30 protein-coding genes and 3 pseudogenes are annotated in these 26,219 nt (G+C 60.8%); 13 read left to right on the forward strand and 20 right to left on the reverse strand.

What is annotated here, in order from left to right:
- Positions 1 to 175 precede the first annotated feature (175 nt).
- Positions 176 to 793, forward strand: a pseudogene (gene istB / locus JKL46_RS25250) (IS21-like element helper ATPase IstB); the annotation flags it as partial.
- Positions 794 to 1,202: 409 nt separating this feature from the next.
- Here istB and msrB read toward each other — a convergent pair.
- Positions 1,203 to 1,690: pseudogene (gene msrB, locus JKL46_RS25255) on the reverse strand (peptide-methionine (R)-S-oxide reductase MsrB).
- Positions 1,691 to 2,094: 404 nt separating this feature from the next.
- Here msrB and JKL46_RS25260 point away from each other — a divergent pair.
- Positions 2,095 to 2,898, forward strand: coding sequence for a glucose 1-dehydrogenase (locus tag JKL46_RS25260; RefSeq protein WP_201838537.1), 804 nt, complete (start codon positions 2,095 to 2,097; stop codon positions 2,896 to 2,898).
- A 524-nt stretch (positions 2,899 to 3,422) separates the two neighbouring features.
- Here the strand turns inward: JKL46_RS25260 and hydA are convergent.
- From hydA to JKL46_RS25290, 6 genes are all read right to left on the reverse strand, one after another.
- On the reverse strand, positions 3,423 to 4,841 hold the full coding sequence (gene hydA / locus JKL46_RS25265) for a dihydropyrimidinase (protein ID WP_201838538.1): 1,419 nt from the start codon (positions 4,839 to 4,841) through the stop codon (positions 3,423 to 3,425).
- 10 nt (positions 4,842 to 4,851) lie between these two features.
- Complete coding sequence (locus JKL46_RS25270; protein ID WP_201838539.1) at positions 4,852 to 6,066, reverse strand: cysteine desulfurase-like protein; 1,215 nt, start codon at positions 6,064 to 6,066, stop codon at positions 4,852 to 4,854.
- Positions 6,067 to 6,074: 8 nt separating this feature from the next.
- Positions 6,075 to 6,593 carry an ureidoglycolate lyase gene (locus JKL46_RS25275; RefSeq protein WP_201838540.1) on the reverse strand — a complete coding sequence of 173 codons (519 nt, stop codon included), beginning with the start codon at positions 6,591 to 6,593 and terminating at the stop codon, positions 6,075 to 6,077.
- A gap of 12 nt (positions 6,594 to 6,605) precedes the next feature.
- Positions 6,606 to 7,340, reverse strand: a complete 735-nt coding sequence (locus tag JKL46_RS25280; RefSeq protein WP_210381464.1) for an amino acid ABC transporter ATP-binding protein — start codon at positions 7,338 to 7,340, stop codon at positions 6,606 to 6,608.
- Positions 7,337 to 8,008 (reverse strand): amino acid ABC transporter permease, encoded by a 672-nt coding sequence (locus tag JKL46_RS25285; protein WP_201838578.1) that lies wholly within the window; start codon positions 8,006 to 8,008, stop codon positions 7,337 to 7,339. The genes JKL46_RS25280 and JKL46_RS25285 overlap by 4 nt, the downstream gene beginning before the upstream one ends.
- A 76-nt stretch (positions 8,009 to 8,084) precedes the next feature.
- Positions 8,085 to 8,888 (reverse strand): transporter substrate-binding domain-containing protein, encoded by an 804-nt coding sequence (locus JKL46_RS25290; protein ID WP_201838541.1) that lies wholly within the window; start codon positions 8,886 to 8,888, stop codon positions 8,085 to 8,087.
- A gap of 270 nt (positions 8,889 to 9,158) precedes the next feature.
- Here JKL46_RS25290 and JKL46_RS25295 point away from each other — a divergent pair, with 270 nt between their 5' ends.
- Positions 9,159 to 9,863, forward strand: coding sequence for a FadR/GntR family transcriptional regulator (locus JKL46_RS25295; RefSeq protein WP_201838543.1), 705 nt, complete (start codon positions 9,159 to 9,161; stop codon positions 9,861 to 9,863).
- Positions 9,864 to 10,056: 193 nt separating this feature from the next.
- Here JKL46_RS25295 and JKL46_RS25300 read toward each other — a convergent pair whose 3' ends face one another.
- Positions 10,057 to 10,566, reverse strand: a complete 510-nt coding sequence (locus tag JKL46_RS25300; protein ID WP_201838544.1) for a glutelin — start codon at positions 10,564 to 10,566, stop codon at positions 10,057 to 10,059.
- A 155-nt stretch (positions 10,567 to 10,721) separates the two neighbouring features.
- Positions 10,722 to 11,105: a hypothetical protein gene (locus JKL46_RS25305; protein WP_343074114.1), complete on the reverse strand. Its 384-nt coding sequence runs from the start codon at positions 11,103 to 11,105 to the stop codon at positions 10,722 to 10,724.
- 187 nt (positions 11,106 to 11,292) lie between these two features.
- On the opposite strand from JKL46_RS25305, the gene JKL46_RS35725 reads away from it, so the two are divergent.
- The 5 genes from JKL46_RS35725 (at position 11,293) to JKL46_RS25320 (ending at position 14,311) form a co-directional block, all read left to right on the forward strand.
- A complete protein-coding gene (locus JKL46_RS35725; protein ID WP_246529515.1) occupies positions 11,293 to 11,730 on the forward strand; it encodes an alkaline phosphatase family protein in 438 nt (145 codons plus the stop codon).
- Positions 11,731 to 11,809: 79 nt separating this feature from the next.
- A complete protein-coding gene (locus JKL46_RS35730; RefSeq protein ID WP_246529516.1) occupies positions 11,810 to 12,013 on the forward strand; it encodes a hypothetical protein in 204 nt (67 codons plus the stop codon).
- Between the two features lie 26 nt (positions 12,014 to 12,039).
- Positions 12,040 to 12,180 (forward strand): hypothetical protein, encoded by a 141-nt coding sequence (locus JKL46_RS35735; protein ID WP_246529517.1) that lies wholly within the window; start codon positions 12,040 to 12,042, stop codon positions 12,178 to 12,180.
- Between the two features lie 612 nt (positions 12,181 to 12,792).
- Positions 12,793 to 13,800: a 3'-5' exonuclease gene (locus JKL46_RS25315; protein WP_201838545.1), complete on the forward strand. Its 1,008-nt coding sequence runs from the start codon at positions 12,793 to 12,795 to the stop codon at positions 13,798 to 13,800.
- Between the two features lie 112 nt (positions 13,801 to 13,912).
- A complete protein-coding gene (locus tag JKL46_RS25320; RefSeq protein WP_201838546.1) occupies positions 13,913 to 14,311 on the forward strand; it encodes a VOC family protein in 399 nt (132 codons plus the stop codon).
- 36 nt (positions 14,312 to 14,347) lie between these two features.
- Here the strand turns inward: JKL46_RS25320 and JKL46_RS25325 are convergent, their stop codons facing one another.
- Entirely contained in the window at positions 14,348 to 14,902 is a 555-nt protein-coding gene (locus JKL46_RS25325; RefSeq protein WP_246529518.1) for a S1 family peptidase, read from the reverse strand.
- A 367-nt stretch (positions 14,903 to 15,269) separates the two neighbouring features.
- Between JKL46_RS25325 and JKL46_RS25330 the strand changes: the two genes are divergently transcribed.
- The 3 genes and pseudogenes from JKL46_RS25330 to JKL46_RS25335 all read left to right on the forward strand — a co-directional run bounded on the left by JKL46_RS25330 (position 15,270) and on the right by JKL46_RS25335 (position 16,235).
- A complete protein-coding gene (locus JKL46_RS25330) occupies positions 15,270 to 15,497 on the forward strand; it encodes a hypothetical protein (RefSeq protein ID WP_201838548.1) in 228 nt (75 codons plus the stop codon).
- Between the two features lie 106 nt (positions 15,498 to 15,603).
- A complete protein-coding gene (locus JKL46_RS36385) occupies positions 15,604 to 15,744 on the forward strand; it encodes a DUF1194 domain-containing protein (protein ID WP_281400057.1) in 141 nt (46 codons plus the stop codon).
- Between the two features lie 38 nt (positions 15,745 to 15,782).
- Positions 15,783 to 16,235: pseudogene (locus tag JKL46_RS25335) on the forward strand (DUF1194 domain-containing protein).
- On the opposite strand, the gene JKL46_RS25340 reads toward JKL46_RS25335, so the two are convergent.
- The 5 genes from JKL46_RS25340 to JKL46_RS25360 form a co-directional block, all read right to left on the reverse strand.
- Entirely contained in the window at positions 16,232 to 16,960 is a 729-nt protein-coding gene (locus tag JKL46_RS25340; RefSeq protein WP_201838549.1) for a 5'-methylthioadenosine/S-adenosylhomocysteine nucleosidase, read from the reverse strand. The pseudogene JKL46_RS25335 and the gene JKL46_RS25340 sit on opposite strands and share 4 nt — an antisense overlap.
- A 24-nt stretch (positions 16,961 to 16,984) precedes the next feature.
- Positions 16,985 to 18,145, reverse strand: coding sequence for an RHE_PE00001 family protein (locus JKL46_RS25345; RefSeq protein WP_343074115.1), 1,161 nt, complete (start codon positions 18,143 to 18,145; stop codon positions 16,985 to 16,987).
- 664 nt (positions 18,146 to 18,809) lie between these two features.
- Positions 18,810 to 19,970: a plasmid partitioning protein RepB gene (gene repB / locus JKL46_RS25350; RefSeq protein WP_201838550.1), complete on the reverse strand. Its 1,161-nt coding sequence runs from the start codon at positions 19,968 to 19,970 to the stop codon at positions 18,810 to 18,812.
- Between the two features lie 2 nt (positions 19,971 to 19,972).
- On the reverse strand, positions 19,973 to 21,157 hold the full coding sequence (gene repA / locus JKL46_RS25355; RefSeq protein WP_210381467.1) for a plasmid partitioning protein RepA: 1,185 nt from the start codon (positions 21,155 to 21,157) through the stop codon (positions 19,973 to 19,975).
- 832 nt (positions 21,158 to 21,989) lie between these two features.
- Positions 21,990 to 23,141 carry a site-specific integrase gene (locus JKL46_RS25360; RefSeq protein ID WP_246529519.1) on the reverse strand — a complete coding sequence of 384 codons (1,152 nt, stop codon included), beginning with the start codon at positions 23,139 to 23,141 and terminating at the stop codon, positions 21,990 to 21,992.
- 213 nt (positions 23,142 to 23,354) lie between these two features.
- On the opposite strand from JKL46_RS25360, the gene JKL46_RS25365 reads away from it, so the two are divergent.
- A complete protein-coding gene (locus JKL46_RS25365; protein WP_201838554.1) occupies positions 23,355 to 23,732 on the forward strand; it encodes a hypothetical protein in 378 nt (125 codons plus the stop codon).
- 6 nt (positions 23,733 to 23,738) lie between these two features.
- Here the strand turns inward: JKL46_RS25365 and JKL46_RS36390 are convergent, their stop codons facing one another.
- Entirely contained in the window at positions 23,739 to 24,335 is a 597-nt protein-coding gene (locus tag JKL46_RS36390; protein WP_201838587.1) for an aminoglycoside phosphotransferase family protein, read from the reverse strand.
- 106 nt (positions 24,336 to 24,441) lie between these two features.
- Positions 24,442 to 24,576 carry an aminoglycoside phosphotransferase family protein gene (locus JKL46_RS36935; RefSeq protein ID WP_425493299.1) on the reverse strand — a complete coding sequence of 45 codons (135 nt, stop codon included), beginning with the start codon at positions 24,574 to 24,576 and terminating at the stop codon, positions 24,442 to 24,444.
- On the opposite strand from JKL46_RS36935, the gene JKL46_RS35740 reads away from it, so the two are divergent.
- Positions 24,511 to 24,744: a hypothetical protein gene (locus JKL46_RS35740; protein ID WP_246529525.1), complete on the forward strand. Its 234-nt coding sequence runs from the start codon at positions 24,511 to 24,513 to the stop codon at positions 24,742 to 24,744. The genes JKL46_RS36935 and JKL46_RS35740 overlap by 66 nt on opposite strands.
- Positions 24,745 to 24,923: 179 nt before the next feature.
- On the opposite strand, the gene JKL46_RS25380 is transcribed toward JKL46_RS35740, so the two are convergent.
- The 3 genes from JKL46_RS25380 to JKL46_RS25390 form a co-directional block, all read right to left on the reverse strand.
- Positions 24,924 to 25,196, reverse strand: a complete 273-nt coding sequence (locus JKL46_RS25380) for an AbrB/MazE/SpoVT family DNA-binding domain-containing protein (protein WP_201838558.1) — start codon at positions 25,194 to 25,196, stop codon at positions 24,924 to 24,926.
- A 62-nt stretch (positions 25,197 to 25,258) separates the two neighbouring features.
- Complete coding sequence (locus tag JKL46_RS25385; protein ID WP_201838560.1) at positions 25,259 to 25,573, reverse strand: type II toxin-antitoxin system RelE/ParE family toxin; 315 nt, start codon at positions 25,571 to 25,573, stop codon at positions 25,259 to 25,261.
- A gap of 6 nt (positions 25,574 to 25,579) precedes the next feature.
- On the reverse strand, positions 25,580 to 25,834 hold the full coding sequence (locus JKL46_RS25390; RefSeq protein ID WP_246529520.1) for a ribbon-helix-helix domain-containing protein: 255 nt from the start codon (positions 25,832 to 25,834) through the stop codon (positions 25,580 to 25,582).
- Positions 25,835 to 26,219: the final 385 nt, after the last annotated feature.

The following is a 26,219-nucleotide window of genomic DNA, read 5'->3' on the forward strand; positions in this document are numbered from 1 at the left end:
TCTTAGGTCCTTGTGAGGCAGCCGATGCCCATCAAGGGATTGGAGAACCTAGAGTTCCATCCGACTTAGTGAATGGCTCCCCGACCTAAAGGACGGGGCTTCTTACGGCTCACGTCTCAATGCTTTCTGCTTGATCGGCCGCTGCGGTCACGTGGACCTTCTGACACAGGCCTCGCGCGGCGCCAGCCGGCGCGCGACCTGTTTGCGCACCGCACGCTTCCCAGCGATCAAAACCCTCGACGGCTACGACTTCAGCTTTGTCAGCGGTGCGCCTCGCCAGCAGATCCTGGAATTGGCAGGCCTCGCCTTTGTCGAGCGGACCAAGAGCGTGGTGTTGCTGGGCCCCTCCGGAGTGGGCAAGACCCATCTGGCGATTGTGCTCGGCTACTTGGCGACCCAGCGAGGCTGGAAGGTGCGCTTTATCTCCGCGGCTGATCTGGTTCTGCTGTCGGAGAGTGCTCAGCGCCAGGGGCGTTGGAACGAGGTCCTGCACCGGGCCGTCAACATCTACCGGCTGCTGATCATCAATGAAATCGGATATCTGCCAATGAGCCGCGAGCAGGCGAACCTGTTCTTCCAGGTGGTGGCCAAACGCTACGAGAAGGGCGCGATGATCCTTCCTTCGAATCCGACCTTTGGCAGTTCGGACCAGATTTTAGCCGAGGAGACCGTGCTGACGGCGGCCATGCTCGATCAGCTGCTGCACCACTCGACGGTGGTGCAGATCAGTGGCAAGGGCTACCAGCTCAAGGACAAGCGTCGCGCTGGCATGGTGGCGAAGCCAAAAGAATGATTGGAATGAGATCTGGGTGGGCCAGATTTGAATCGGCACCTGGAGTGCGCCCCTCAGGTTGGGCAGTGATCATGCCGCAGGATTGACCGTCTGCCTGAAGCCAGTGTGAGTATAACCACCCAATTGAACGGCTTGGCAACGAAGCGAGGCACGATCCGCTCATCCTTCCCTGATGACGAACGGATTCCAGACCGCTTCCGTTCCAGCAACGACCTCAAACAGTTTGATGCCTCCGGCCCAGGGAGCACGGAAGCCGAGAGTGCGATCACGGGCGCTGGCCGGCAGGTCGGGCTGCAAGGATTTCAACGGTCGTCAGGACAACCGAGAGGAAGAGGACGGTCGTCGAATATCTCGCGTGACGCTCGGCGGTGGCAGATCCGGCTGGTCTCATCGGTGGGCTCCCTGTGGATCAGGCTGCGGGAAGGAAGTTCATTGCGACACCGTTCATGCAATAGCGCTGCCCGGTCGGGGTGGCCCGTCATCGAAGACATGGCCGAGATGGCCGCCGCACCGCTGGCAGTGCACCGCCGTCCGGACCATGCCATAGGATGTGTCTTCCTCAATGCCCACCGCCTGCTCCAACGGCGCCCAGAAGCTGGGCCAACCGGTACCGCTCTCGAACTTGGTCGTTGAGGAGAACAGCTCGAGCCCGCAGCCGGCACAGGTGAAGGTCCCCTTGCGATGTTCGTTGAGCAACGGGCTGCTGAAAGGTGCCTCGGTGCCGCTCCGTCTGAGCACGGCATATTGGCTGGGATTGAGAAGCTTGCGCCACTCGGCATCGGTATGTGTCACGGCGAAACGCTCGCCGGCGAAGGCTCGGGGCATCCGCCTGAATATCCCAGCCGCAACGGCAATGCTCGCGATACCGGCGTTCACCAGGGTCCGGCGTGTCATCATCGCAGTGACCTCCATGAATCGACATGGGAACGAGCCTTCTCGTGTCAACGTCAAGGCGGATGTGTTCATACGCCGGATCTGCATCACGTGCAGGTGATGGCGATTGAATATGCAAGGCGGTCATCCGCAGGATCTCTTGAAGCCGGCGCCCTGCCGCCCCCTACCCCTCGGCCGATGTCCTGCGTGCCTTCACGGACGCTTGAGAACAGGAACCTGTGTGTCGGTGGCCCAGAACGGGGTTTTCGATCTCGTCAACGCCATTGCCACGCCTAGGTGATGGATGGGGGATCAGTATCGCCGCCGATGCCCGGATACCCCTGCCCCAGGCTTGAGGCTTTGGCAGGTCACGCCGGACAATCACGGCAACGTTCGCAAAAACCCGAGCATTCCGGAGGACCGACATCATGACGACTGGCCGTCTCGAAGGGCGGTATGCCCTGATCACGGGAGCCTCACGTGGAATCGGTCGGGCCATCGCCGTCCGTTTTGCCAAGGAAGGCGCCACCGTCGCTATCAACTTCAGCGGATCGCACGCCGCCGCGGAGGAGACGCTGCGCCAGGCGCAGGAGACGACCGGCGGCTCCGGCAAGCCGCATATGATCGTCCAGGCCGACGTCGGTGACGAGCACGCGATCTCGCGCATGTTCGACGAGGTGCTTTCGGCCTGGGGACATCTCGACATCCTGGTGAACAACGCCGGCATCCAGTCACAGGCGGAGAGCCACGTCTATCCCGTCGACGAATACCGGCGCATTCTGGATATCGACCTGACCGGTCCCCTGATCTGCTCGCAGGTTGCGATCAGACATTATCTCTCGCGGCCCGGCGGAGGGACGATCCTGAACTGCTCGAGCGCCCACGAGATCATTCCGAAACCGGGCTTCATCGCCTACTCGATCAGCAAGGGCGGCCTCAGGAACCTGACGCGGACGCTGGCCCTGGAATACGCCGATCGCGGCATCCGGGTGAATGCGGTCGCCCCGGGAGCGATCGTCACCGACATCAATGCGGGCTGGAAGGATGACCAGGAGGCGCGGGCGAACGTCGAAAGCCACATTCCGATGGGCCGTGCAGGCACGCCGGAGGAGATGGCGGCCGTGTTCGCATTCCTGGCCTCCGACGATGCCTCATACGTGACCGGCCAGACGCTCTACGCCTGTGGCGGACTGACGTTGTTCGGCGAGTTCAGGGAGAACTGGTCATCCTGAGCGGCAGGGACCGTCGGCTTTGGGTCACCAGCCTGTGTGAAAACGCGAACCAGACCGATCAGGGCAAAATATTTGTACAAGTTCTGGCGTCTGCACCGAGGATTCCCCGGCCTAGCAAACCTTACGAGACATAAAGTTTCTTCATGGAGTGGCTCATCAGCGTTTTCACACAGCCTCGGTCACGCAAGGAAATTGCCGATGCCTCATGAATGTCTGTTGTGCCCGCATGATGCGGACGTTCGGTCTCCTTCGCGGATGTGCAAACGGAGACCTTGGTGATCTTCAAATCCATTGGTTTCGTTTGCCAGAGGCGACGGCAATGCTGTTCGGCATGTCCCAGAGTTTCGGTTATCTGAGGGCATCCCTATAACTTCGCTTTAAGCGTGCGCAGCAGCGAAGTTTCCTTCCGAGTGCGCGCGACAATGGCAATCTCGATCATCGTCGGCTGTACCAAATTGGACTTCCGGGGGCGGCATCGGCATCTGTGCTGCCCATTTTAGGGAGAGCGGACGGAAACGCCGGCTTCAGGTGTCGCTGCCCGCGGCATAGGCCGATACGTCCCGGGCCAGGATGCGACCAGCTCCCTTCGCACCGACGATACGTCCTTCTTCGGCCACGATTTGGCCACGCAGCAACGTCGTCACCGGCCAGCCGATGACCTCGAACCCCTCCCAGGGCGTGTAGTCGGCACCGTGATGCAGGATCTCCTGGCGGATGACCTCGCGCCGGTTCGGGTCCCAGAGCACGATGTCCGCGTCGAAACCGACGCCGATGGAACCCTTGCGTGGATAGAGCCCGTAGATCTTCGCGTGGTTGGTGGCGGTCAGTTCCACGAAACGGTTGAGGGAGATCCGTCCCTTGGAAACGCCCTCCGAGAACAGGATGGGCAGGCGGGTCTCAACACCGGGGATGCCGTTCGGCACCCAGCGGAAGGAGGACTTGCCGTTCGGGTGAAGCTTGCCGGACGGACTGTCATAGCGGAATGGGCAATGGTCTGACGAAAAGGTCTGGAACACGCCGCTGCGCAGCCCCTCCCAAATGGCCGCCTGGCTCTCAACGTCTCGCGGCGGAGGCGAGCAGACGTATTTCGCACCGCTCATGTCCATGTCCGGACCTTTCAGATCCTCGGCGGTGAGCGTGATGTATTGCGGACAGGTCTCGGCATAGACCTTGAGGCCGCGGGACTGTGCCCAACGGATCTGCTCCATCGCCTCACGACCCGACACATGCACGATCATGATCGGCACATCGACGAGCTCCGCATGGCTGATCGCCCGGTGCGTGGCTTCCCGTTCCACGATCTCGGGGCGGGAAACCGCATGGTAGTACGGAGCGGTCCGGCCCTCGCGCTCGAGGCGCTCAGTCATGTAGCGGATTGCGTCGTATCCTTCCGCGTGCACCATCACGAGGGCGCGCTCGCGGCGCGCCACCTCGAATACTTCGAGCAGCTCGCGGTCCTTCAGCACGAGATCGTCGTAGGTCATGAATACCTTGAACGACGTGTAGCCGTCCCTGAGCAGTGCGGGAAGCTCCTGCCCCAGGACCTCAGGCGTCGGATCGGAGACGATCAGGTGGAAGGCCGTGTCGACGTAGCACTCGCCCTCGGCCTTCCGCCTGTAGTCCTCGACGCAGGCGCGAAGCGACGTGCCCCGTTGCTGGAGTGCGAAGGGAAGAACCGTCGTGTTGCCACCGGCCGCGGCCGAAGCCGTGGCAGACGCGAAGTCGTCCGCCATCACTACGCCGGGCCCGGAGGGTTGGGCGATGTGAACATGGCTGTCGATGCCCCCGGGGAGCACGAGGAGCCCGGGAGCATCGATCTCCCGCTGGGCGCGAAGATTCTCGCCCAGCGCAAGGATGCGCTCACCCCTGATGCCCACGTCGCAGCGGATCGTGTCGGATGCGGTGACGACGGTGCCGCCGCGGATCGCGAGATCGAGCTCCATGGCGTCCTCCTCAGGCGAGCGCGCGGTCGAGGCTTTCGATCAGCCGATCGACCTCCTCCGGCGTATTGTAATGCACCATGGAGACGCGCACCACGCCATTGCCCTCGGCAAGGTCCAGATGCTCGATCAGGCGGCGAGAGTGGAAGTCCCCGAAGCGTATGCTGATCCTGTCGGCTTCGGTGGAACGCACGATCTCGGCCGAGTCGCGTCCGTTCACCTTGAATGCGATGGTCGGCACGCGGCGATCCGTTGCGCTGTCCCGGCGCCCGACGATGCGCACGTCGTTGCGGTCCCTCAGATAGGCGAGAAGCTTTTCTCCCAGAAGGGTCTCGTGTGCCGCGATCTTGCCGAAGGCGACGTCGATGGCGACCCGGTCGCCGGTGCCGCCGCCGAGGGCGTCAATGTAGTCGACAATCCCGGCCGAACCCCAGGCGAGCTCGTAGTTGGTGTTGCCAGGTTCGAGCTTCATCGGCACCTTTTCGCGCCCATAGAAGTAATGATAGAGCCCATCGAGGTCGAGCAGCTTCTCGTACTTGCCGTACATCACGGCGAAATGGGGACCGTAGGTCTTGTAGAAGCTGAAGATGTAGTAGTCGACGTCGAGATCGCTCACGTTCACCGCCCGGTGAGGAGCATAGGCAACAGCGTCGACGACGATTTCGGCGCCGCGCTCGTGCACACGGCGGGCGATCTCCTTGACCGGGTTGATTGTGCCCAGAATATTCGAGGCATGGGTCACCGCCACGAGCCGGGTCCGTTCGGTCATCAGGCGATCGAGCTCATCCAGGTCGATCTCGTAGCTGTTGCGATCGATGGACCATTCCTTGATGACGATGCCGCGCTTCTCCAGGGAGCGCCATGGGCCGACATTGGACTCGTGGTCGAAATTCGTGACGATGATCTCGTCACCCGGCTTGAGGCGGCCTTCCATGGCTCGGGACAGGAACTGGGCCAGGACGGTGGTCGAGGGTCCCAGCACGATCTCTTCCGGTCGTTGCGCGCCGAGCAGCCGCGCGATCTTGGCGCGAGCCTCCATGAGCCGGCTCGTGGCCCGCTGCGAATGCTCGTAGCCAGCGCCCGTCTGCACGCTCGTGGTCAGGAGATACTCCGAGATGCGCTCGGCGACATTGCGCAGGACGAGGGAGCCGCCGGCGTTGTCGAAATAGGCGAAGCCGTCCGCCAGGGCGGGAAACTGGGAGCGGACGAAGGCGAGATCAAGGGACATGGAAGCACCTATTCTGCGAATGGTTGGATCGAGCCGACGACAAGCGGCTCGTGGAGGTGATGGAAAACGCAGTCTTCGGGGGAGCCGCTTTCCCACATGAACATGAGAAAGTCGCCGTCGGCGCCGATTGCGGCGATCGGAGCGTGCCAGAGGTTGCGGGCGTAGTTCACTCCCTCGCTCCGATGGCCGACGAACGCTTCCGCACGCGCGAGATCGGGCAGTCCGGCTCGATTTTCTGGAGCGACGACAATCAGGAAGCGCTCGGCGGAGAGAGCTATGAACGTCTGCGACGACAGAGGATGCCGTTCGAAGGTCACGAGCCGCATCGGCAGCGGCCCGCCAATGGCCCGGTAGACGGCAAGCACGGGCTCGCCATCGGGAGATGCGTGGTCGAAGCGAGTGTCGGTATCGAAGCGCAGTGCCCTTCCGTCATTGACCAGGCGGCTGCGTTCAGGGTCGAAGGACAGCACTTCGCCGAAAGGGCTGAAGGCTGACGGCGTCAAGCGTTTTGGGAACAGGGTCTGCACGGGTGTGAAAGCCTAGTGGGACAGGACGGCCTGAAGGAAGCTTCTGAGGCGCGGATCGCGCGGCGCATTGAAGATCTCGTCAGGACGCCCCTCCTCGACGATCCGTCCTCCGTCCATGAACACCACCCGGTCGGCGACCTTGCGGGCAAATCCCATCTCGTGAGTCACGACGACCATGGTGACCCCGGTCTTGGCAAGTTGCTGCATCACATCCAGGACCTCGCCCACCATCTCCGGATCCAATGCGGAGGTCGGCTCGTCGAAGAGCAGGACCTTCGGCTCCATGGCCAGCGCCCTGGCGATTCCGACGCGCTGCTGTTGCCCTCCGGAGAGTTGCGCCGGATATTTCACCACGTGGTCCTCGAGCCCGACGCGCGCCAGAAGGCGCTGGGCGCGCTCCTCCGCTGCCGCCCATGACAGGCCGCGCACCCGGACGGGTCCGAGCGCGACATTGCGGAGCACGGTCATGTGCGGAAAGAGGTTGAAGCTCTGGAACACCATTCCCACCTCGGTGAGCACGGTGCTCTTGCGGCCGCGGCCGACCTCCGCCCCGTCGACGATGATCTCACCGCCGTTGTGCTCCTCGAGCTGGTTGATGCAGCGGATCAGGGTGGACTTACCCGAGCCGGACGGACCGATGATGACGACGATCTCGCCCTCTTTCACCCTGAGGTCGATGCCTTGCAGCGCCTTGAAAAGGCCGAACGACTTGACGACGTTCCTCATCTCGATAATCGGGCGCGTCATCGTCCCCTCACCGCAAGTCGCTTTTCGAAAACCCCGACGAGGCGCACGAGCGGCATCAGGATAAGGATGTAGATGATGGCCGCGCTGATGAGGGGCGTCGGGTTCGCCGCCAGCGCCTGCGCCTGCGTTGCCTGCTTGAGCAGGTCCGGCATCGCCACCACGGATGCGAGGGCCGTGTCCTTCATCACGTTGATGGAATTGGACGTGATCGGCGGGATCACGATCCGGAGCGCCTGCGGCAGCACCACGTCGCTCATACGCCGCCAGGGACTCAATCCTATGGCGCGGGCGGCCTCGAACTGGCCCCTCGGCACTGCCTCGATGCCCGCCCGGAAGATCTCCGCGGAATAAGCGGCGGAAACGAGGCTCAGGGCCGAGGCGGCAGCGCCGAAGGAGGAGAGCCGCAGCCCGACGAAAGGCAGCGCGTAGTAGATGACGACGAGCAGAACCAGGATCGGAATGGAGCGGAAGACGTCGATGTAGGCGACGGCGATCTGTCTCAGGGGTGAACTGGCATAGAGCCGGAGCAGCGCGAGAACCAGGCCGCCGATGAAGCCCAGGACGATGGCGGTCACTCCCAGGGTCAGCGTGGTGGTCAGGCCCGACAGCAGGAGCGGAAGGGTTTGGATGAAAACCTTCCAGTTCAGGAAGGTGTCGAAGATGGACATGACGGGCAGCGCCTTAAGATTCGTGGCCATGCCGAGCGTCCGGCGCGGAGGTCGGACGCTCGGGGAGTGTTGCTCGTCAGAGCTTGGGCATCTCCATGACCTTGATGGTCGTCGAGTTCGGCTCAGCCTTGGCGCCGAACCACTGCTCGTGGATCTTCGCCAGCGTGCCGTCCTGCTTCATCTTCGTGATCTCGGCGTTGACCTTTTCCGCCAGCGGGCTGTTCTTCGCGAACATCATCGAATACTGCTCGCCTGTCGGGATGCGCTCCACCACCTGGTAGATCGGCTTGTCCTTGATGTAGTACTGGACGGCCGGGATGTCGCTGACATAGCCGTCGATGCGGCCCGCGGCGAGGTCGAGCATCGCGGGGGCAAGGCCCTCGTAGCGACGAATGTCGGAGAACTTGTACTTCTGCTGGTTCTGCGTCGACCACATGTCGCCGGTCGAACCCGTATCGACCGCAGCCACCTTGCTCGCCATGCCTTCCAGGTTCTTGATGCCCGAGTTCGCCCGCACCGCCAGAGACTGGTCGCTATCGTAGTAAGGCTGGGCGAAGGAAACCGACTCGAGGCGCTTCTTGGTAATGGTGATCGAGGATACGGCGGCATCGACCTGACCCGACTGTACCGCAGCGAACAGCCCGTTGAACGGAATGTTCACGAAGGACACGTTCATGTTCAGGCGTTTGCCGACTTCCTTGGCGAGGTCGACCTCAAAGCCGACGATCTCGCCCTTCTCGTTCTGGAACTCCCACGGAACGTTGCCCACGTTCGCGCCGACCTTCATTTCGGCAGCATAGGCCGTCGTCCCTGCCGACATCGCCAATACGGCGGTCAAGGTTGCGGCGAATGTGCCGCGCCGGGTGAATTTCACTGACATCTGGTCCTCCATCTTGCACACCGGATCCATCGCCGGCGATCGTCTCTCTGCTGCCGTCTGGTGGCCGGCTCCTTGGGAACTTGCAAAGGCCGGTAATATTGGCCAAACTGGTCTTACCAATCTGACCAGTTGAACGTGCAGCTATCCTGTCGCATCGTCAAGACAAATCGTGCAGCTTGGAGCCGGTCTTGGAGCCAGTCAGGATGGTGCTACAGAGGCGCGACCTTGTGCTCCATGGGCTTCCGACGTGAGAATGGGTGGGGACAGATGATGAGCGATGCAGTGAACCTGCCGGAGTTGGAACTCGCGGACCGCACGCCCGTGCCACGCAGCATCGTCGAATACATCCAGCGCCTGATCCTGAAGGGCGGTCTCAAGGCTGGCCAGCGCCTGCCCTCCCAACGGGAACTGGCGGAGCAGCTAGGTGTGAGCCGGCCGTCGGTGCGGGAGGCACTGACCGTGCTTGAGACCATGGGCCTTGTGAGGGTACGGGTGGGCAGCGGAGTGTTCGTCGCAAAAGCCGATGCACGCCGGCCGCTGTGGCGCTACTCGGATCGCTGCACGCCAGCCGATGTTTATGAAGCCCGCCTAGGTTTGGAGGGTTATGCTGCCAGGCTCGCGGCTGCTCGCATCGACAAACCGGCCGAGGAACGCCTGAGACGGTGCACCGACGCCATGCGAAACGCCCTCGAGACAGGCGACGTGATCAACCTCGCTGTCAACGACACGGAGTTTCACGACATGATCTTTGAGCTCTCCGGAAACCCGGTTCTCGCCGCCATGTACCGGCCAGTCCGTGAAATGCTTGTCGAAAGTCAACGACTTCCCATGGCGCAACTCGATCGTCTGAGTGAAACCGTGCGTGAGCATGAGGCCATTCTGGAGGGATTAACCAGCCAAGATCCCGACACGGCGGAAGCGGCAATGCAAAGCCATATTCGCTCGGCTGCGGGCCGGTTTGGCATCTCGCTCTGAGGAATGCGCCGCCCAGGACAGAAGTGACTTTGCCGGATGCCCGAGCGGCGGTGCCCGCGCGGACGCCCAACGAGTTCCCAGGTGATCACAAAGCGACTTTTATTCCAATAGCTAGTACAGCACTCCACGCCTTGGCTGGCACCTCCAATCCAATTGATAGCGCCGGTGCGAGGCCGAGATCGACGCTGCTGGATCACGGGACCGCCAACTGTTGCTTGATCGCACGCTCGATCCATGCGTCCCGCGACATCCCGGCCGAAGCCGCCATTTGCTCGACTTGGCGAAGAACCGTTGGCGTCAAGGGCACGTCGACGAGAACGTCCAATTCCTCCTGGTTAGGCTGCCCGTAGGCCAATCCCGTCACCTGCCTCGCGAACCGCCGAACCCGATCGGCCTTCTGCTTGTCCGAGAGGTTGGCGTCAGTTGCGACGAGTGGGCAATAGGCAGCAACCAGATGGTCAACGATGAGAGCTGGTTTCAATCCATTCGTCCGCAGACTGGCCACGAGTTCACCGATGCGATCACCCGCTGTGAGGCTGGGTGACCCTGAGTGCAGATCGCCCAGGGAGGGAATGATTTTCGGCGCATCCGGCGTCACCGTCTCCGGGCAGGTAAAGGTCGCGGCCTTCGCCGATCGAACGAGCGAGCCCGTGAGCCCGGCCCCGCAGGCCAGGACCAGAAGCAAGACAGATCTGACGGTCATCACATCCTCCTTCAGCACATCATAGCGACAGGTCTCAGCAAGCAACCTCGCTCAGGAACCGGATGATCCAAGTCGCGGTCGGAGATGGTCGCTAGCCCGTCCCTGCAGTTCCCACAGGCATCGGACTGACCGTGCATCTCGACGCAAGCAACGACCTACCAGAAGCCGGGACCCCACGGGCCAAAGTCGAATGCATCCTGGTTCATCATCGCCGTCATCTGCTGCTCATCTGCCAGTTGCTTGGCAAAGACGGCGGCACGATAATTCGACCACGCCGTCTGGTTGCCGAAATAGACGCACTGGCACCCGGCGGGATCGGCATAGACATAGACCACGGTCCCACCCGAGGTCTGGCGCACGAACCTATTCGGCGGGAGCTTTCTCATGGCGGCAATCCGTGCCGGCGAATTGGCTGGCTGAAGCGTGAAACCGGCTGCCGCGAGCAGGTCTTCCTTGACCTGAACCGCCTCCTGCGGGGTCTGGCACGCGGCCAGCATCAAGCTGATCGTGCCAAGCGTCAATATCGATGGGAATCGCACTGTTTCTCTCCGGGGGGCTTGGGATGGCGGTCGAAGGGCGCCCTTAATGCCAGCATCGTCCCACAAAAGTCAGTGCTCAGCTTGACAGAACAAGACACCAACTTGACCAAACGGGGCTTATCCGACCTTGCACTTCTGCCGGTTCCAGAAAGCCCAGAATGTGTGTTCCTGAGGCGCCGAGGGTGGCGTGGTTCAACGGCCTGAACGAATTGCCAGTCGAGGTCCAGATGAAGTTTACAACGTCTGGGGCACCGGGCAGACCTACAACCATATGTCGGCCGGCTGGTCCTGGGCCTTCGATACGGTGTTCTCATGGTTCATGCAGAACGCCTCGCAACTCGGCGGCGTCAACCAGAACATGGCGGTGTCATGGCCGGCGCGCATCAAGGACAAGGGCGCCCTGCGCGGACAATTCGTGCATGTGGTCGACGTCGTGCCGACGATCCTTGAGGCTGCCGGGATTGCGGCGCCAGAGACCGTCGACGGTATAAAGAAAGCCCCGATCGAGGGCACGAGCTTCGCCTACACCTTCGATGCGGCGAATGCCAAGTCACCGTCGCGACATACGACGCAGTGCTTCGAGATGATGGGCAGTGGGCATTGTACAACGACGGCTGGTCCCTGAGCGCCAAGGTCAACCACGCGCCCTGGGAGGCGTTCGGCCCGGCCAATCCCGATCCGCTCAACAGCCAGGTGCGCCAGTTGTGCGACCGGGCAGTGACTTCAACCAGACCACCGACCTGGCGGAGAAGAACCCGCAGAAGGTAGCGGAGCTAAAGCAGATGTTCATTGCCGAGGCAACGAAGCATCAGGTGTTCCCGTTGGATGCTTCCGTTGCCGCACGCATCGTCGCGCCGCGACCGAACCTGACGGCGGGGCGTTCCGAATTCGTCTACCCCCTCCGATGACGGGGCTGCCGCAGGGCGACTCGCCGGTGTTGCTGAACACCTCCTATACGATCACGGCCGATCTCGACGTGCCGTCGGGAGGCGCCGAGGGAATGATCCTGACCTCTGGCGGGCGCTTCGCCGGTTACGGCTTCTATCTGCTCAAGGGCAAGCCGGTGTTCCTGTGAACCCTTGTCGACCTGAAGCGGGTCAAGTGGGAAGGGCCTGACGCCCGGCAAGTAGAAAGTGGAATTCGACTTTAAATACGAGGGGCTCAGCGCCCTAAGCCTTGCGTTCAACAACATGAGCAGTGTCGGCCGGCCCGGAACCGGCACGCTCAAGGTCGACGAAGGAGGTGCAGACGATCACGCTACCGCAGATGCTCCATTGCGCAGGGCTATCGACGCGAGAAGCGCCCTGTCGAGGAACTGCGGGTGACTGCGCGCGCAAGCTATTCGGGCCTTGAGATTGTCCGATATTAGAGCGGTGCCATTCCCATTCTTCGCGACGGCATCGTTCAACCCATCGTAGTCAAGGATGCTCTTCTACCCATTACCGCTGATGTCGGTGTCAACATCCTAAACTCAAGGAGCGAGACGAAGAACACTCAGGCACTCGGCGCCGACGTCATCCGCGCCATCAGCCTGCATGGCAACCAACCCGAGATGTAAGAGCAACAGTTCACCTTTCGAGAGTGCCCCTAGTCACTCACTATTAACCTAATAGCGACCAGTTCCATCCTACTCTCTCGCATATTCGTGAATGTCGACGGCTAATCGACCGTCGTGGGGAGAGACTGGATGCCGGGGCAGGCCGATCTGTTTCTGAGATTGGATGACGCGGCAGCACCGGTTCAAAAGCCTGCCACTTCTGAGATCCAAATAAAGCCGCAGATACAGAAGCGTGCGCTCCGGCTTGATCCGTCCGACTTCGAGATAGCCGCTCATGCCCTTGAGGCGAGCGGCCAGTATCGCATCCTACGCCGCCTCTACCCACGACCTGTTGTCACGCCCCGCGCAGCAATCCCCGGCCAGAAGCTCGCCATTATCGTGGACACCGAAACCACCGGTCTCGACCATACCCGGGACGAGGTCATCGAAATCGGCATGGTGGCGTTCTCGTATGAAGAGGACGGCAGCATCGGTGATGTCGTCGGCACCTTCAATGCCCTGCGGGAGCCCTCCGTCCCCGTCACGCCGGAGATTACACGCCTGACGGGAATCACATCGGACATGGTGAAAGGCCACATGATTGATCTTGATGCCGTCGAGGCGTTCATCCAGCCCGCCCATCTTGTGATCGCCCACAATGCCCGTTTCGACCGCCCTTTCTGCGAGCGCCTTGCTCACGGTTTCTCCCTGAAGGCCTGGGCCTGCTCACATTCCGAGGTATCCTGGTCCGAGTTCGGGTTCGAAGGCTCAAAGCTGGGATACCTTCTGTCCCAATGCGGCTGGTTTCACCAAGGGCATCGGGCTGTCGAGGACTGCCATGCCCTTCTGGAGGTACTGGCATCTCCCCTCCCCGGGGATGCTGGATACGCGATGTCCTGCCTTCTCAGGTCGGCTCGTAAAGCCCTGCTGCGGGTCTGGGCGGAAGGCTCGCCCTTCGACAGGAAGGACAACCTCAAGAAGCGGGGTTACCGCTGGAACGATGGCACGGACGGCCGTCCCAAATCATGGTTCATCGAGCTTGCCGAGGATGCCTATGAGGCGGAATTGAAGTTCCTTCGGCAGGAAATCTACCGTCGAGACGTGGAGCCCTTCACCGAGCGGATCACGGCATTCGAGCGGTTTCGTGCTGCTTCGTGACCCTTCGAAGATCACGAAAGTATTCGTGTCGCGATATCGGGCGCCTATAAAACGATTTGCATGATGCAGGGATGAGCGCACAGTGGGCTCGTATCGGCAAGGATGCCAGGCCATGTCTGATTTCTTCACTCTGCATCATGTCTCGCTCTACGTGCGTGATGTCGATGCCAGCGCTGACTTCTATGCCAATGTCCTTGGCCTTCAGGAAATCCCTAACAGGGTCGGCAAGACCCATATCCGATGGTTCATCATCGACGGCTTCCGGACCTTCCATTTGATCGGCGGCGACCCTGAACAGGAGCGATCCCGCCCGTTCTCCACCCATGTGGCGCTTGCCACCACAGACTTAGAGGCAGCGCTGGCCCGTCTGGAGCAGCACGGGGTAACCTATGTCAGCCTCGCCCGGCAACCAAAGGACATCACTGTCCGACCAGACGGTATCCGGCAAGTCTACTTCCAGGACCCTGACGGAAACTGGATCGAGATCAACGATGCCAATGCTGACCCGTGAGATCCTTGTCGCGTCGCTGCACGGCCCGGCGCTCGGTCACTCGCATCGGACGAACAAGCTAATGGCGTTGGCCATGTCGGCGCGATCGGGCGGCGCGAGGCGGGTCGCGGTCACTGGCGTCTGGAACTCGACCCGGGTGCTCTCCAGAAAGGTCGCGAGCGCTCCCGCCTTGATCGCGAAGTTCACGTTCTGCGGCAGGTCCCCGATAGCCGCGACCGTCTTGAGCGCATTGAGCTTCGAGGTCACCACGCCGACGACATTGCTGTTCTCGTCTAGCAGCGGCCCGCCGCTGATACCCGGCTGAACCGGGGTCGAGATCCGGAGGAAGCAGGTGTCGTCCCTGATCCCCGCCAGCGCGGTCACGTCGCGGTGGGTGAAGTTGCCGGAACTCGCCAGGACGCTGTTGAGGGGAAATCCGAAGGCCGCCACAGCCTCGCCCAGACGAACGCCGGGGCGGATCGTGGCCACCTTGGCGGCCGCATGGTCGGCCTTCAGGAGGGCAAGATCGTTGGCGGTGTCGCGGGCTAGGGTCCTTACCGTGACGGTCTCGATCCAAGTAGACCATAAGGCGCTAACGCCACCGTTGCTCATGTAACAATCGGCCATGTCTGTAGAGCGCTCTAAGAAAGCCGCCCAGTATCGGCGGAAGGCACAGGCAATCATACGCAGCGAGTGGAGAGATGTGCCCTCCGCGTTCCTGGCTGGAAGATGAACAATCGTCTATGGAAGGGTTCAATCGCAGTTCATCACTCGCGCGATATTGATAGCGAGTCTCTCAAAGGGAACACCTTGAGAGACATAGGTCTTGTTCTCCGTAGCTATCCCTTTGCGGAGGGTTATCATGCTTACCACTCGTATCTTAAAGACAGGATTAGCCATCGTCGCAATCTTCGGAGCCGTCGCAGCTTGGTCAGCACCGGCGCAAGCAGGAGAAAGCACGGGAACATGGCGCAATGGTATGGTAGCTGGACCCTATGGCCCCGGCTACTATGGTCCAGACGGACGCTACTACGGCGATGGTGGCCAGCACCGGCGCAGGAGCTACAGCCATGAGTACTATCGTCCATCCCGTAACTACGGCACCTACTACGAATACCGTGATCCGTATGCTCGTCCGAGCGGGTATGGGTGGCGTGGCGGTTACGGCTATCGATCCGACCCATATTGGGATGATGGCGGCTGGTAAACTCGAATTGGGCTCTACTGAGGTAGTCACTCTGCCCTATCATTGCTTCAAGTGGAGGGGCTGGCTCTAACTCTTGTCCCTCCGGCTGATCGCCAGGAGGGTTGCCATGCTCCGCTCTGCGCGCGTGTTGCCGCTTGTTGCCCTCGTCCTTGCGGTCGATATCTCCTACTCGATGGACAGGGACGAGCAGGAGTTGCAGCGGGAGAGCTTTGCCGAAGCCTTCCGTTCGCCGCTGATCAACGCGTGATCCGCCGCGGCATGCTGGGCCGCATCTGCGTCACCTACATGGAATGGGCTGGTGTCGACGAGCAGAAGGTGATCATCCCCTGGACGGTCCTCGACAACTCCGAGAGCCTGATGCCCTTTGCCGACAGGATTGCCTCGACGCCCTAGCGGCAGGCACAACGCACGTCGGTCTCGGCCGCCATCGATGCAGCAGCGAACCTGTTTGATCGAAGTGGACTGGATGTCGGGCGCAAGATGATTGATGTGTCGGGCGATGGCGCCAACAATCAGGGCCGCCCAGTTAGGCACGCCCGCGACGAGGCCGTCGCCAAAGGGATTGCGATCAACGGTCTGCCGATCATGCTGAAGAATTCGGGCCCGGTGGACGATCCGGACCTCGACCTCTTACTTCCGCGACTGCGTCATCGGCGGTCAAGGCGCCTTCATGGTGCCGGCACGCCCGCGAAGGAGCAAGTTCAGCAAGCCATCAAGACCAAGATCATCCTAGACTAGTGCATGATCTTGAGCAGATCCTCGACGCAGATCGCTGAGTTATGGGCGACGATGGATACCATCTCCGAATAGGAGAGATGGCTGTCGTCCCCTGCCCCATCCGAGACCGTGCGGACAATGTAGGCTTCCTTGCCGAAGCGGCGGGCGACGTCCAGCACAGCCGTGGACTCCATATCTACGATGTCCCCGCCAAGGTCTCGCAGGCGGGTTCGGGCGTCCTGGCAGTTGATGAAGACATCCCCCGATAGCACCGCCCCGAGGTGAATGGTGAGTTTGTCGGCCATGCGTTCCCGGAGACGCACAAAGGTTTGCTCAACCTGGGCTGGGACGCGGGGAAGATCTTGCAACGGCTGGACAATTCCCGGCAGCGGAAGGTCTCCAACCGGCACACACGTGAAGACACCATTGCTTAACAGCCCATAGTCATGGGTCGCTCCTCTGGTGACCAGAACGACCGAGCCGACCTCAAGGTCGGTAAGGGCTCCCGCGACGCCCGCGAAAATCAGGTCTTCGCATCCGAAGGTCGTAAAACGATGGATTGAGTCCGCTCTGGCACGTGCCCTCGCCAGAACTGGAACCCGGCCAGTGTGGTCGACTCCGGGGCAAACTCGAACCGGTGGTGGAGAGCGTCGAACTCCTCGGGTGTGGCGCAGAGAATGCCTATGGTCATCGAAGCAATCCCTGTCATCAGGGCCAGAAAGCCGAAGCTTCTCACACTCCAACATCTTTTGCCTACTACGCAATCCGACCTAAACGATGCCCCAGGCGCGGTAGCGGGTGCGGCCAGTGAGTTCGCGCGGCAGCGCGCCGCCGAGTTGCGCCAGCATCAGATCTACAGCCTTGGGCGTGACCTTGAGCAGCTTGGCGCCGAGCGGCACCGTCACCAGCGGCCGCGACAGGAACAGGTTGACCAACTCCGGCAGCCTCGAGTTGCTGCGAGTCTTGGCGGCAACGCGATTCATTAACTCTCGTGCCAGGATCAGCCGGTCGAGGTCCTTGTTGGCGATGGTCAGCGCCTCGTCGATGACGCTGCAGAAGCCATCGAGCTTCTCCTTCGCCCCTTCCCTGCCCTGCGGCCGGAACTTCGACTGCTTGAATCCCGCCGCAAGTGGAAGCAGGTGGTTCGTCAGGCCGCGGGCCCGCAGGATCGACGCGGCCATCGTGAGCCCGAGCCATGGCTGGCGGGCATAGAGGTTGAGATCGAGCCAGGCATTCCACGCCACAGCCGCCGCTGCGACCGCCGGCCAGTGGCTGGTGCGCTTGACCACATCGAGCCACGCATCCTCGCTCTCAGACTCGTCCTGATCCGGATCGTAGACCAAATGCGACCGGCGATTGGGCAGCGGGATTTCGCCGGCGAGCACCTTACCGGTGCGTTCGAGCAGCGCATCGATCTCAGCAAAGTGCGCCTTCCACGGGTCGGAGTCGTTCGCATAGAGCGGATACGCCTCCTCGTCATCCGGATCACGTTTCGCCTTCTTCCGAAAGCGTTCGCTGTCGCCCTTGACGGGGCCGATGCCACGGAGGGCTGCCAATCCATCGATCGAAACCGGCCAAGGGGCCTGCCTGGCCATCGCTGTCCGACGCGCACGAAGAGCCGCTGCGGCTCGTGTGAGCTCGTGGGTCGGGTGGCGCACATCCATGCTGGCATCGTGCAAGACCAGATCACCAACATCGACCAAGTGGCCGTCGAGGATTAGGGCCCGTACGGCCTCAGTCATGTCACAGCGCGACTGCCAGCCAGCGGCAAGGCCTGAAGCCTCTAGGCGGGCATCGAAGCGCAGCGTTGCGATGGTAATCGACTCCAGCCGGCCGGCGATATTTTCCCACGGCAGCTCAGGCAGGTCATACGTTCGGGGAGCCAGCGGTCCCTCGTCATCAAAATCCGCACCGAAGATCCTGAAAGTCACGCTAATCCTTGTCAGCTAAATCATTGACGGTTAAGGCTATAGTCCGCACAGCCGAAGCGAAACAAGCCGTAGCTATGCTGGAGGATCGGAAGCTATTCGCTTTGAAGGCTGTACCCGTTTGCGTGGTGGCCACTGGAACGCTTGGCCCTCTCCAACCGGCTACTCAAAAGCGTTCTATACATTGCCAAACGGTCGATTGAACGCACCATCTGACTATGTACAGAATGTTGCCTGCGGGTAGCAGTTCCTACACGCTCGTACCCTCCCCTTTGCCATTGCTGGCATTTAGCGGCCATGGACCGCCGCGCGTTAAACGAGGACTGGTCCTGTTGAGGCTGTACGCCCGCTCTAATTATTTCTAATCTCGGAGTCGAACGGTGTGGATGGGCCCATTCGTCCCAAAATGTTGCGTGTGAGCCTGCCAACGTCTGAAAGCCTGGCATCTCTCACCATACGCCGACTGAAGAGGCCCTGAGACTACAAATCGAAAGGTTGCTTAAGGTCGTTGCTGAGGGACAGAAATCCGATATGTCCGAAGTCCTGGCTGATGAGATCCGAACCGCGCACACGATACTCGATGTTACAGCTGTAAAGAACAATTCGAGTTTGAGTGTTTTCGTCCTGGTGAGAGAAAGGCAGGAGCCTTGGCTCCTGCCCCCTTTGATTACTCCGAGGCGGGCTTTCGAGCTTCATAATCGCGGTAGATATCTCCGAGCTTCGAATAAAGGTATTCCGCAAAGTCGGGATCGTCGCGCCTATCAATCTGCACAGTACATTTAGTATCTGTATAGGTGAAGCTAGCCAGTTTCCGCCCCTTGGGATCCGCCCAGACGGCCTGCAGTGCCGGTTCGGATTTCTTTTCAGTCAGTTCTTTTGCCAAGTGGCTGAAACGATCATCCGAAGACTGAGTTAGAAAGTCTTCTGTGAGAATGATGGCTCGTGCCTTTTTGATGTTCCCGGGCTTGGCAATGACTTCCGCGAACTGCAACCACCGAGGACGGCCTATCTTTGGGGCACGGCCGATTGAGACTAGTATCTCGTCAGGAACGGCATCTGTGACTTGTTTGAACCAGACAACCTGCGAGTGGTTTACGGTTAGCGCCTGTTCGACTGCCTTTCGACTGAAGCTCATCCTAAGCAACGTCGAAGCAAACCTAGCCTTCTCGATGTAGGTTAGGTCGAGGCGTGCGTTGTTCTCCTGACCTTGTGCAATGATCAGTTCCTCGTCGGTCATCTTACGGATGACAGCACGAACCCTTCTGCCCAGTAGACGCACAGCCTTGAGCCGCCGGTGGCCGAAGGCAACTTGGTACCGATCAGCGTGTTCAGGGTGGGGCCGAACGAGAATTGGTACAAGCTGGCCCTGATCTTGGATGAGGCTTTTGAGTTCCTCAGTCGCTTCATCGGAACTGTCCATCCGGTCGGCGATAAAGGAACTATCGATCTTGTCGGTATCCAACTCGACAATGGGCTGGCCTTCCGCGAGTTGTCGCTTAAGCTCAGCGATTTCAGCATTGTTGTGATCTCGGAGATCGCCTAGAGCGGTCGCGACGGATCCGACTGCCCGAGAACCTTTCATTCGATCCGCCCAACCACCCGCCCGAAACTTGGCACTTGTGGATGCTGCCGATATGCTTGAGGCTGAGGCGGGCTCAGGCAGCAGTGGAGCATTACTCGAACTCTGCTCAGATAGCGCGGCAGAGACCTCGGCGAGGACGACATCTGGGAAGCCGACGTTATCTGAACGTGGAACAACGGCCAGTTCAGGCATTGGGGAAGTCTCGTTGCTCTTTTCGACTTTGAGCATTGCCAAGTGTTTTTTCATGATCAGGCCCTCCCCCAAGCCTTGTTGATGAGATGCTCAATCTCGGAGTTCACGTTGTTCATGGCTTCGATCGCGCGATCGAAGGTGGATTTTGAGAACCGCTCGCGGCTTGCCTCGTAGATCGTCTGCTTAGTTATTCCTGCATCGGAAATCGCGGTGCTCTTGACCATGCCATGTTCACAGACGAATTCGCCGAACATTTCGCGCATGAATGTCACCATTTGGCTCTGAGGCGCGTCACCTGGTTCGAACCTCGTCACGAGATACCTGAACCAGTCATATTCAGCCGAGCCCCCTGCCCCCCTGACGACGTCCAGAAGATCGGAAGCCATCTTAAGGAACTGGCTCATCGACATCACGTCCAGCATCTGCGGATGAACTGTTACTAGGATAGAAGTTGATGCGCTGAGGGCAGAGAGAGTTAGGTAGCCAAGCTGCGGCGGGCAGTCGATCACGACGACGTCGTAATCATTCTCAATCTCATTGAGAGTGATACCGATACGTTCGAAGAACATCGGATCGTCTGGAGAGCGATTTGCTAGAGCCGTCGGGGTGTCGTGCTCAAACTCCATGACCTCTAGGTTAGCCGGGATAATGTCGAGCCCAGCAACGTAGGTGTGACGAATGATTTCTCGGGGATCTCTCGCGTGTTCGTCATATCGGATTGACGCATATATGCTTTCGTTCTCGTGAACATCGAACTCCGGTTGAAACCCGTGCAGCGCTGTGAAGCTGGCCTGAGGATCCAAGTCGACTGCAAGGACGCGATATCCGTTCAACGCTAGATACTGTGCGAGGTGGGCAGCCGTCGTTGTCTTGGCAGATCCGCCCTTGAAGTTGACACATGAAATCACCTGAAGGTGTTCTCCAGCCGAGCGGTGCTTGACGTAACGCCGGCTAGCCTTTCCAGTGTCGTCAAGATAGGCACGCAGGTCGTGGATGTCTTGGAGGGAGTACATGCGCCGGCCATTGCTGAGCACTTCGGTCTGCGGCCCCTTCCCTTCCAGCGCAAGCTGACGAAGATATGCATCGGCAACGCCAATAAGTTTGGCGGCCTCCCCAGAGGTAAATTTCCGGAGTGTCTTCTGAGCTACCGGAGGAAACATCTTCCTTCGCTGAAGGTTCAACTGCTCGGAAAGTTCGTTTGCATGAGAGCGGATGATTTCGAGGCTGACCTTGGGACTCAGTCCCTTGGTCTCTTCCTGAGGAAGATGGTCTGGTTTCAGTTGCGGGACAGCCACATCGTCTCTCCTAATTACGGATTATCGCCGAGGGAACGGTTTCTTCCGTAGATTGGGGGGCTAAGAGATTAAATTAACGTTAACGACTCAAGTCGTGACGTGCTGAATCTGCCTTCTGGCACCAGTTTTCACGCTGTTTGTTGCGATGAGGGCCGCAACTCTGGGATTCTCGGTAATAGGATGCTGCCTGTGATGCGAGGGCATGTTACAGCTGTAACAACCTTAGGACTTGCCTAGTCCTAGATGTCGTTGTTGCTGAGCTATCTAGGATTGCGTGTCCTTGGAACGGGACATCACCATTGTTACAGCTGTAACAATGGTGATTTTGCTCCGCCATCAAGAAAGGATGCCCGAATCGAACCGCTCGTGGAATTCAAGGCACAGATTGGACTCGTCGAGGATCCCCTCGCCCACTGCCTGGCTCGACAGTCGACACTGTTCGTCCAAACTGTGTGTCGCTGACCAGAACCGGGGAGGCTTTATCATCGCCGCCACAATGAGGGGAGCGTGACCTCTTCGGTTAAGGGCTGGGCTGCTTTGGCTGTTTCGACAGCTGTAACAACAGGGATCGTCGTCCAGGATTACGAGGCTACTGATGGCGTTTGCGGTTAGATCAGTTGACTAGGCAGGTTCTGGGCCACTGTAATTGCAGAGCAGGAAGGACTTAGATCCAGAGAGCATGAGGGGCCTAGACGGTCTGTTACAGCTGTAACAAATCGAGAATGAGGGACTTGTCGGGCATCACGTCTTGGCTGGATGGGGGCACAACGGGCGACTGCTATACGTCAATTCTGACAGATCGGCTCTGCGCATGTTCCTGCTCATCATAGTAGCCAGCGGCTTGCTGAACCGACTTGTGCGTGGACTGCCGCATGGCATCTACAAGAGGGATCCCATCTCGTCCAGCCTGGGTCATGAAGCCCGAGCGTAGCCCGTGGGCGCTGAACTCAGCCGGGTCCAGTCCCGCCATTCGACAGCGCTTCTTCAAGATGAGGTTGACTGATTGCGGGCTGAGTGGGCCTGCCCCGATAAAGCCATCCTTCCGGACTTCGCGAAAGATCGGCCCGGACGTGATTTCGGCAAGCTGCATCCATTCCTGCAGGGCCACAGCCGCCCTCCCCGCTGCGAACACAAATGCGCCCTGCCCCGCCGTGGTGGTCTTCGTGCGTCCAAGAGCGATCCGGACACAGGGCACCGTCGGTGACGCCGGATCCCTGGGCTGCAGCTTGATCGGGTCGGCCACGGTGATCTGGGAGTGCTTCAGACCTGCGACCTCGCTGCGCCGCCGTCCGCCGGCAGCGAAGGCCACCAGAAGCATCGCCCGATCGCGAAGATCGATCGCTTTCGAACCGCTGCAGGTGACCAGGAGGCGGTCGAGGACATCGCGGGTGACGGGTTTGCGGCTCTTGCGCTGAGGGGTGCGCCCCGAGGCTTTCATCGCCAGACGGACGGCCTTCCTGACAGCTGTATCATCTAACCGGCCTACAACGCCTTTCCACTGGTGCAGGGTCGACCAGTTGGCCAGGCGCCGGGATACGGTCTTGGGAGCGTGCGGTCCTCTGACCTTGAGGATCCTGCGATCCCAAAGCTCCTCGATCACCGCGTCGGGCATGCCGTGGGCCGGATCGACGGCCTTCTGGTTCGGATCCCACAGATGATGGGCAATGAACTTCAGGAGGAGTTCAGGGTCCGCCGGCCAGGGCAGCGCACGTCCGGTAGCGGCGAGAGACCAGGCCTCAAGGTAAGCGAGGTCGGAGGCGAGGGCGCGCAGCGTGTTGGCGCCCATCCCGGTATCGGCGAGGTGCTTGAGTGTGGCAACATCGGCGTCGGTCAAGACCTCGGCATAACGATCGGCGGCCGCCATCGGCAGAACAGCCGCGAGAGCGTCAAGTTGTTTGGCGCGCTTGATCTGAGATGCCGAACAGGCCAACGGTCACTGCTCCTACGCCTCGAATTGTCGTCTGACGGGACTATGCTGAACACGGAATGATTTGGAAACAGGACTGTGAGCCGCTGTCCATGGAAGCACCTCAAGGAGGGCAGATTTAGCTGCTGGACCGCGGAGAGAGCCTAGCCGGCGCGATTGATCGGCCGAGCCGCACGACCCAGTATGGTTAACGGAACCAGAAACGCTGGAGGCGGCATGGCACGAAGCCCGGTTCGCGATGCGCGACAGGGAGACCTGTTCGGGGCACCTCCGCCGCCGGCCAAACCGGTTCGTCGAGCCGTCCCTCCAAAGCCTGCTGAGCAGGAAGCGCTCCCGCCCGAGCCGGTGTCATTGGGCCGCCTGGGTACAAGCGCGACGAGGCCCGAGATTGATGCGTTCCTGGCTGAGCTGCCGGATCAGGAGCTGGGCTATCTGGCCGTCGAGGCTACGCGGCTCGTGAAGCGACGGCTCGCCCGCGGGCAGGGAAGGGGACTTCGATCCAAAGGAGCCGGCCAAGGGTCCCCCCTTGATGAGGCCTTGCGTCGGATCGGCCGTGAGCTGATGGAGGCTGCGGATTCCAGCGAAACCTGGTGAGCAAGATCAGGCCTTCAGGGCGGCCAGGGCCATCGCCGCTACCTGCAGTTCGATGCCGGGATCCAGATTGTCGCTGATCTGCCAGACGGCCGACAATCCGGCCCAGGCGAGGATCCAGAGGAGCAGGCGCCGGACCTCGAGGTTCGCCGCCTCGCTCACGACCGCGAGCCGCCGGGCGAAAATCTCGGGCCGTCGGGCGATGGTCAGATGGGGCAGGCCCAGATCCGGGTCGCAGAACAGGATCGTGTACTCGAAGGCCCGATCGCCGATCACCCACTTCGGATCGATCGCAAGCCAGCCCCGCTCTCCGAAATCCAAGACATTCTCGTGATGCAGGTCGGCATGAAGTGGCACGATCTCCTGCTGCGACGCCAGCAGGTCGGCGGCCGCGTTGGCGGCGTGGACCAGCATGCCGCCCTGCGCCCGCGCCGCCGGGGCGAGGGCCTCAAACCAGGTGATCAGCGGCACCAGACCGGGGGGAGGGGCTTTTCGCGGGGCGTGCAACTGACGGGCCACATCGCAGATGATCCGGGTGGCCGCCTCGTCCTGACCGTCGTCGGCGAGCCGGACCAGGGATCGAGAGCCAGTCGCGCGCTCGAGCAGGACCGCGCCGTCATCGTGGGCTAGAGCAACGGGCCCCGCTTCGAATAATGATTCGTGACGGGAAGTGCTTCTGGAACAAAGAGATAGCCATGGTGCGCTGGCTCTGTCAGAACCGCCATTGCTCTAGTACCCGGGCGGCGCCGTTCCCTGCCCACCAGCGCATGAGCAGGTGGCCATGCCTTTCATCGGCGGCGTCCGTGACTTTGAGCATCGCCGGCTGCCCTTGGAAGAGGACCGGCACAAGCTGGCCGGTGCGCGTGACGATGAGGTCTCCGGTGGCGACCAGGCCCCATTGGCGCAGGTAAGGCTCGAGCATGGTCGGGACATAGCACGCCACAAGGCCAGGGGCGACCGCACCATCGGGGCTCTTGGGATTGTGGCGGGAGGCTGCCCGCGTGGCCTCGTCTGAGACAGCGGCCAGGGTCCTTATGGCGCTCTGACCTTCTCGCTGACCCGGTTGGCGGCTTTGGCAAAGCACCGGTCGAAGCCGACGAAGGCGGTACATCCCACCGCCTTCACCAAGTGGCTCTTGCCTGCGGCGATTGCTCAGGATGATCGCTCGTCTGGTAGCGAGCGATCAGATTGGTATCAATCGCCGGCATGGCGCCGCTTGGCCTCGGCCACGATGCTGGCGTCCATGCCCTCGAGGGTCTTGGGCGCCTGAGAGGGCAGGGAGCCGTATACGTCCTCTGGCCGGGTCGCGGCAAACACAGGGGCGGCTTTCAGCAGGACACCTTCCGGCGTCTCCTCGACGACCAGCCGGGTTCCGGCCGCCCAGTGCCGGTGCTGCCGAATCGATTTGGGCAAGACCATCTGGCCTTTCGTGGACACAACCGTCATGAGGCGCTCGGCTTTTGTCATCGAGACCTGCCAGGGAAGGTCAGACACTGGTAAGCTCAACATGCCGCGCTGGCGCGAAGGGTTTACAATCCAAAGTCGTCCCGAAATCGATCAATCTGATGCATGCGTTCATGCAAGATTGTCACGATGCCGATGTCGCCATTGCTGAGCTTGCGCCAGTAAACGAAGTGACGCTCATATCGGAAGAAGTAACCGTCGATCCCAAACTCGGCCGGAATCGGGCGAGAGAGCACCTCGTGCGTGTCAATCTTAGCAAAGGCGGCAAACAGTCCGGTGATATACCGCTCAGCCTGTTCTGCCCCCCATTGGTCGCGTGTGTAGCGGTAGATTTCGTCGAGGCGATGCGAGGCCGCCTCCTGGACCCGGACCGAGGCCATGTCGCACTACGCCTTGTTGCGTGCGATGACGTCGGCAGCCGTGAGCGCTTGGTAGGAGGCTTCGGGAGCGGCAAAGGCCCGTGCCAGCTCCGCTTTCAGCCGCTCGAAGGCTTCTTGCTCGACCCGCTCCTTGTCGCGGCGGATCAAATCGCGGACGTACTCACTGACATTCTCGTAGGACCCGGTCTCGCTGACATTGGCCGCGACGAACTCGCTCAACGCTCCGCTGAGTCTGACTGTCATTGTCGTGGTGCGGGACATTAAGAGCCTCTTTGGACTGCGATGTCTTCAATATAAACAAAAATGAATACAGAGCAAGGCCTGGAGATGATCTGCCTCACGTTCTGGACAGGCCGGACAGCGCAAGGTGTTCCCGATGGAGCATTGAGACAGGATGGATCGGCAATCGGTCACGCGAGATCGAAAGCGGAGGGGGAGGGCGCTCTGGCTGCCCCGGATCCTGGCGTGGTCAGCGCTCGCCAGCCGGCAGAGGCTGCCCTAAGGTCTCCTCCTGACGGCGATGGTCCCTTTGCGCCCCGATCCCTGCCGCGGTTCAGGGGCGGCTCTGGGATCGACACTGATGACGGATCTTGCTCGGGCACGGCCTTGAGCGCGGAGAAAAGCCGTCGCATGGCGCAGATCCAAG

It is taken from the genome of Microvirga zambiensis WSM3693 (genome assembly GCF_016735695.1).
Taxonomy (GTDB): domain Bacteria; phylum Pseudomonadota; class Alphaproteobacteria; order Rhizobiales; family Beijerinckiaceae; genus Microvirga; species Microvirga zambiensis.

What these genes read in the sequence shown, in the direction of transcription:
- JKL46_RS25320 (WP_201838546.1), top strand. Translation starts at nt 13,913, where the DNA reads ATGTCTGATTTCTTCACTCTGCATCATGTCTCGCTCTACGTGCGTGAT.
- JKL46_RS25340 (WP_201838549.1), bottom strand. Translation starts at nt 16,960, where the DNA reads ATGTTGGAGTGTGAGAAGCTTCGGCTTTCTGGCCCTGATGACAGGGAT.
- repB (WP_201838550.1), bottom strand. Translation starts at nt 19,970, where the DNA reads ATGAAAAAACACTTGGCAATGCTCAAAGTCGAAAAGAGCAACGAGACT.
- JKL46_RS36385 (WP_281400057.1), top strand. Translation starts at nt 15,604, where the DNA reads ATGCTCCGCTCTGCGCGCGTGTTGCCGCTTGTTGCCCTCGTCCTTGCG.
- JKL46_RS25315 (WP_201838545.1), top strand. Translation starts at nt 12,793, where the DNA reads ATGCCGGGGCAGGCCGATCTGTTTCTGAGATTGGATGACGCGGCAGCA.
- JKL46_RS25270 (WP_201838539.1), bottom strand. Translation starts at nt 6,066, where the DNA reads ATGTCCCTTGATCTCGCCTTCGTCCGCTCCCAGTTTCCCGCCCTGGCG.
- JKL46_RS25380 (WP_201838558.1), bottom strand. Translation starts at nt 25,196, where the DNA reads ATGACAAAAGCCGAGCGCCTCATGACGGTTGTGTCCACGAAAGGCCAG.
- JKL46_RS25390 (WP_246529520.1), bottom strand. Translation starts at nt 25,834, where the DNA reads ATGTCCCGCACCACGACAATGACAGTCAGACTCAGCGGAGCGTTGAGC.
- JKL46_RS25285 (WP_201838578.1), bottom strand. Translation starts at nt 8,008, where the DNA reads ATGTCCATCTTCGACACCTTCCTGAACTGGAAGGTTTTCATCCAAACC.
- hydA (WP_201838538.1), bottom strand. Translation starts at nt 4,841, where the DNA reads ATGGAGCTCGATCTCGCGATCCGCGGCGGCACCGTCGTCACCGCATCC.
- JKL46_RS25295 (WP_201838543.1), top strand. Translation starts at nt 9,159, where the DNA reads ATGAGCGATGCAGTGAACCTGCCGGAGTTGGAACTCGCGGACCGCACG.
- JKL46_RS25330 (WP_201838548.1), top strand. Translation starts at nt 15,270, where the DNA reads ATGGTAGCTGGACCCTATGGCCCCGGCTACTATGGTCCAGACGGACGC.
- JKL46_RS35740 (WP_246529525.1), top strand. Translation starts at nt 24,511, where the DNA reads ATGCCTTTCATCGGCGGCGTCCGTGACTTTGAGCATCGCCGGCTGCCC.
- JKL46_RS25300 (WP_201838544.1), bottom strand. Translation starts at nt 10,566, where the DNA reads ATGACCGTCAGATCTGTCTTGCTTCTGGTCCTGGCCTGCGGGGCCGGG.
- JKL46_RS25290 (WP_201838541.1), bottom strand. Translation starts at nt 8,888, where the DNA reads ATGTCAGTGAAATTCACCCGGCGCGGCACATTCGCCGCAACCTTGACC.
- JKL46_RS25365 (WP_201838554.1), top strand. Translation starts at nt 23,355, where the DNA reads ATGGCACGAAGCCCGGTTCGCGATGCGCGACAGGGAGACCTGTTCGGG.
- JKL46_RS25385 (WP_201838560.1), bottom strand. Translation starts at nt 25,573, where the DNA reads ATGGCCTCGGTCCGGGTCCAGGAGGCGGCCTCGCATCGCCTCGACGAA.
- JKL46_RS25325 (WP_246529518.1), bottom strand. Translation starts at nt 14,902, where the DNA reads ATGAGCAACGGTGGCGTTAGCGCCTTATGGTCTACTTGGATCGAGACC.
- JKL46_RS25260 (WP_201838537.1), top strand. Translation starts at nt 2,095, where the DNA reads ATGACGACTGGCCGTCTCGAAGGGCGGTATGCCCTGATCACGGGAGCC.
- JKL46_RS25280 (WP_210381464.1), bottom strand. Translation starts at nt 7,340, where the DNA reads ATGACGCGCCCGATTATCGAGATGAGGAACGTCGTCAAGTCGTTCGGC.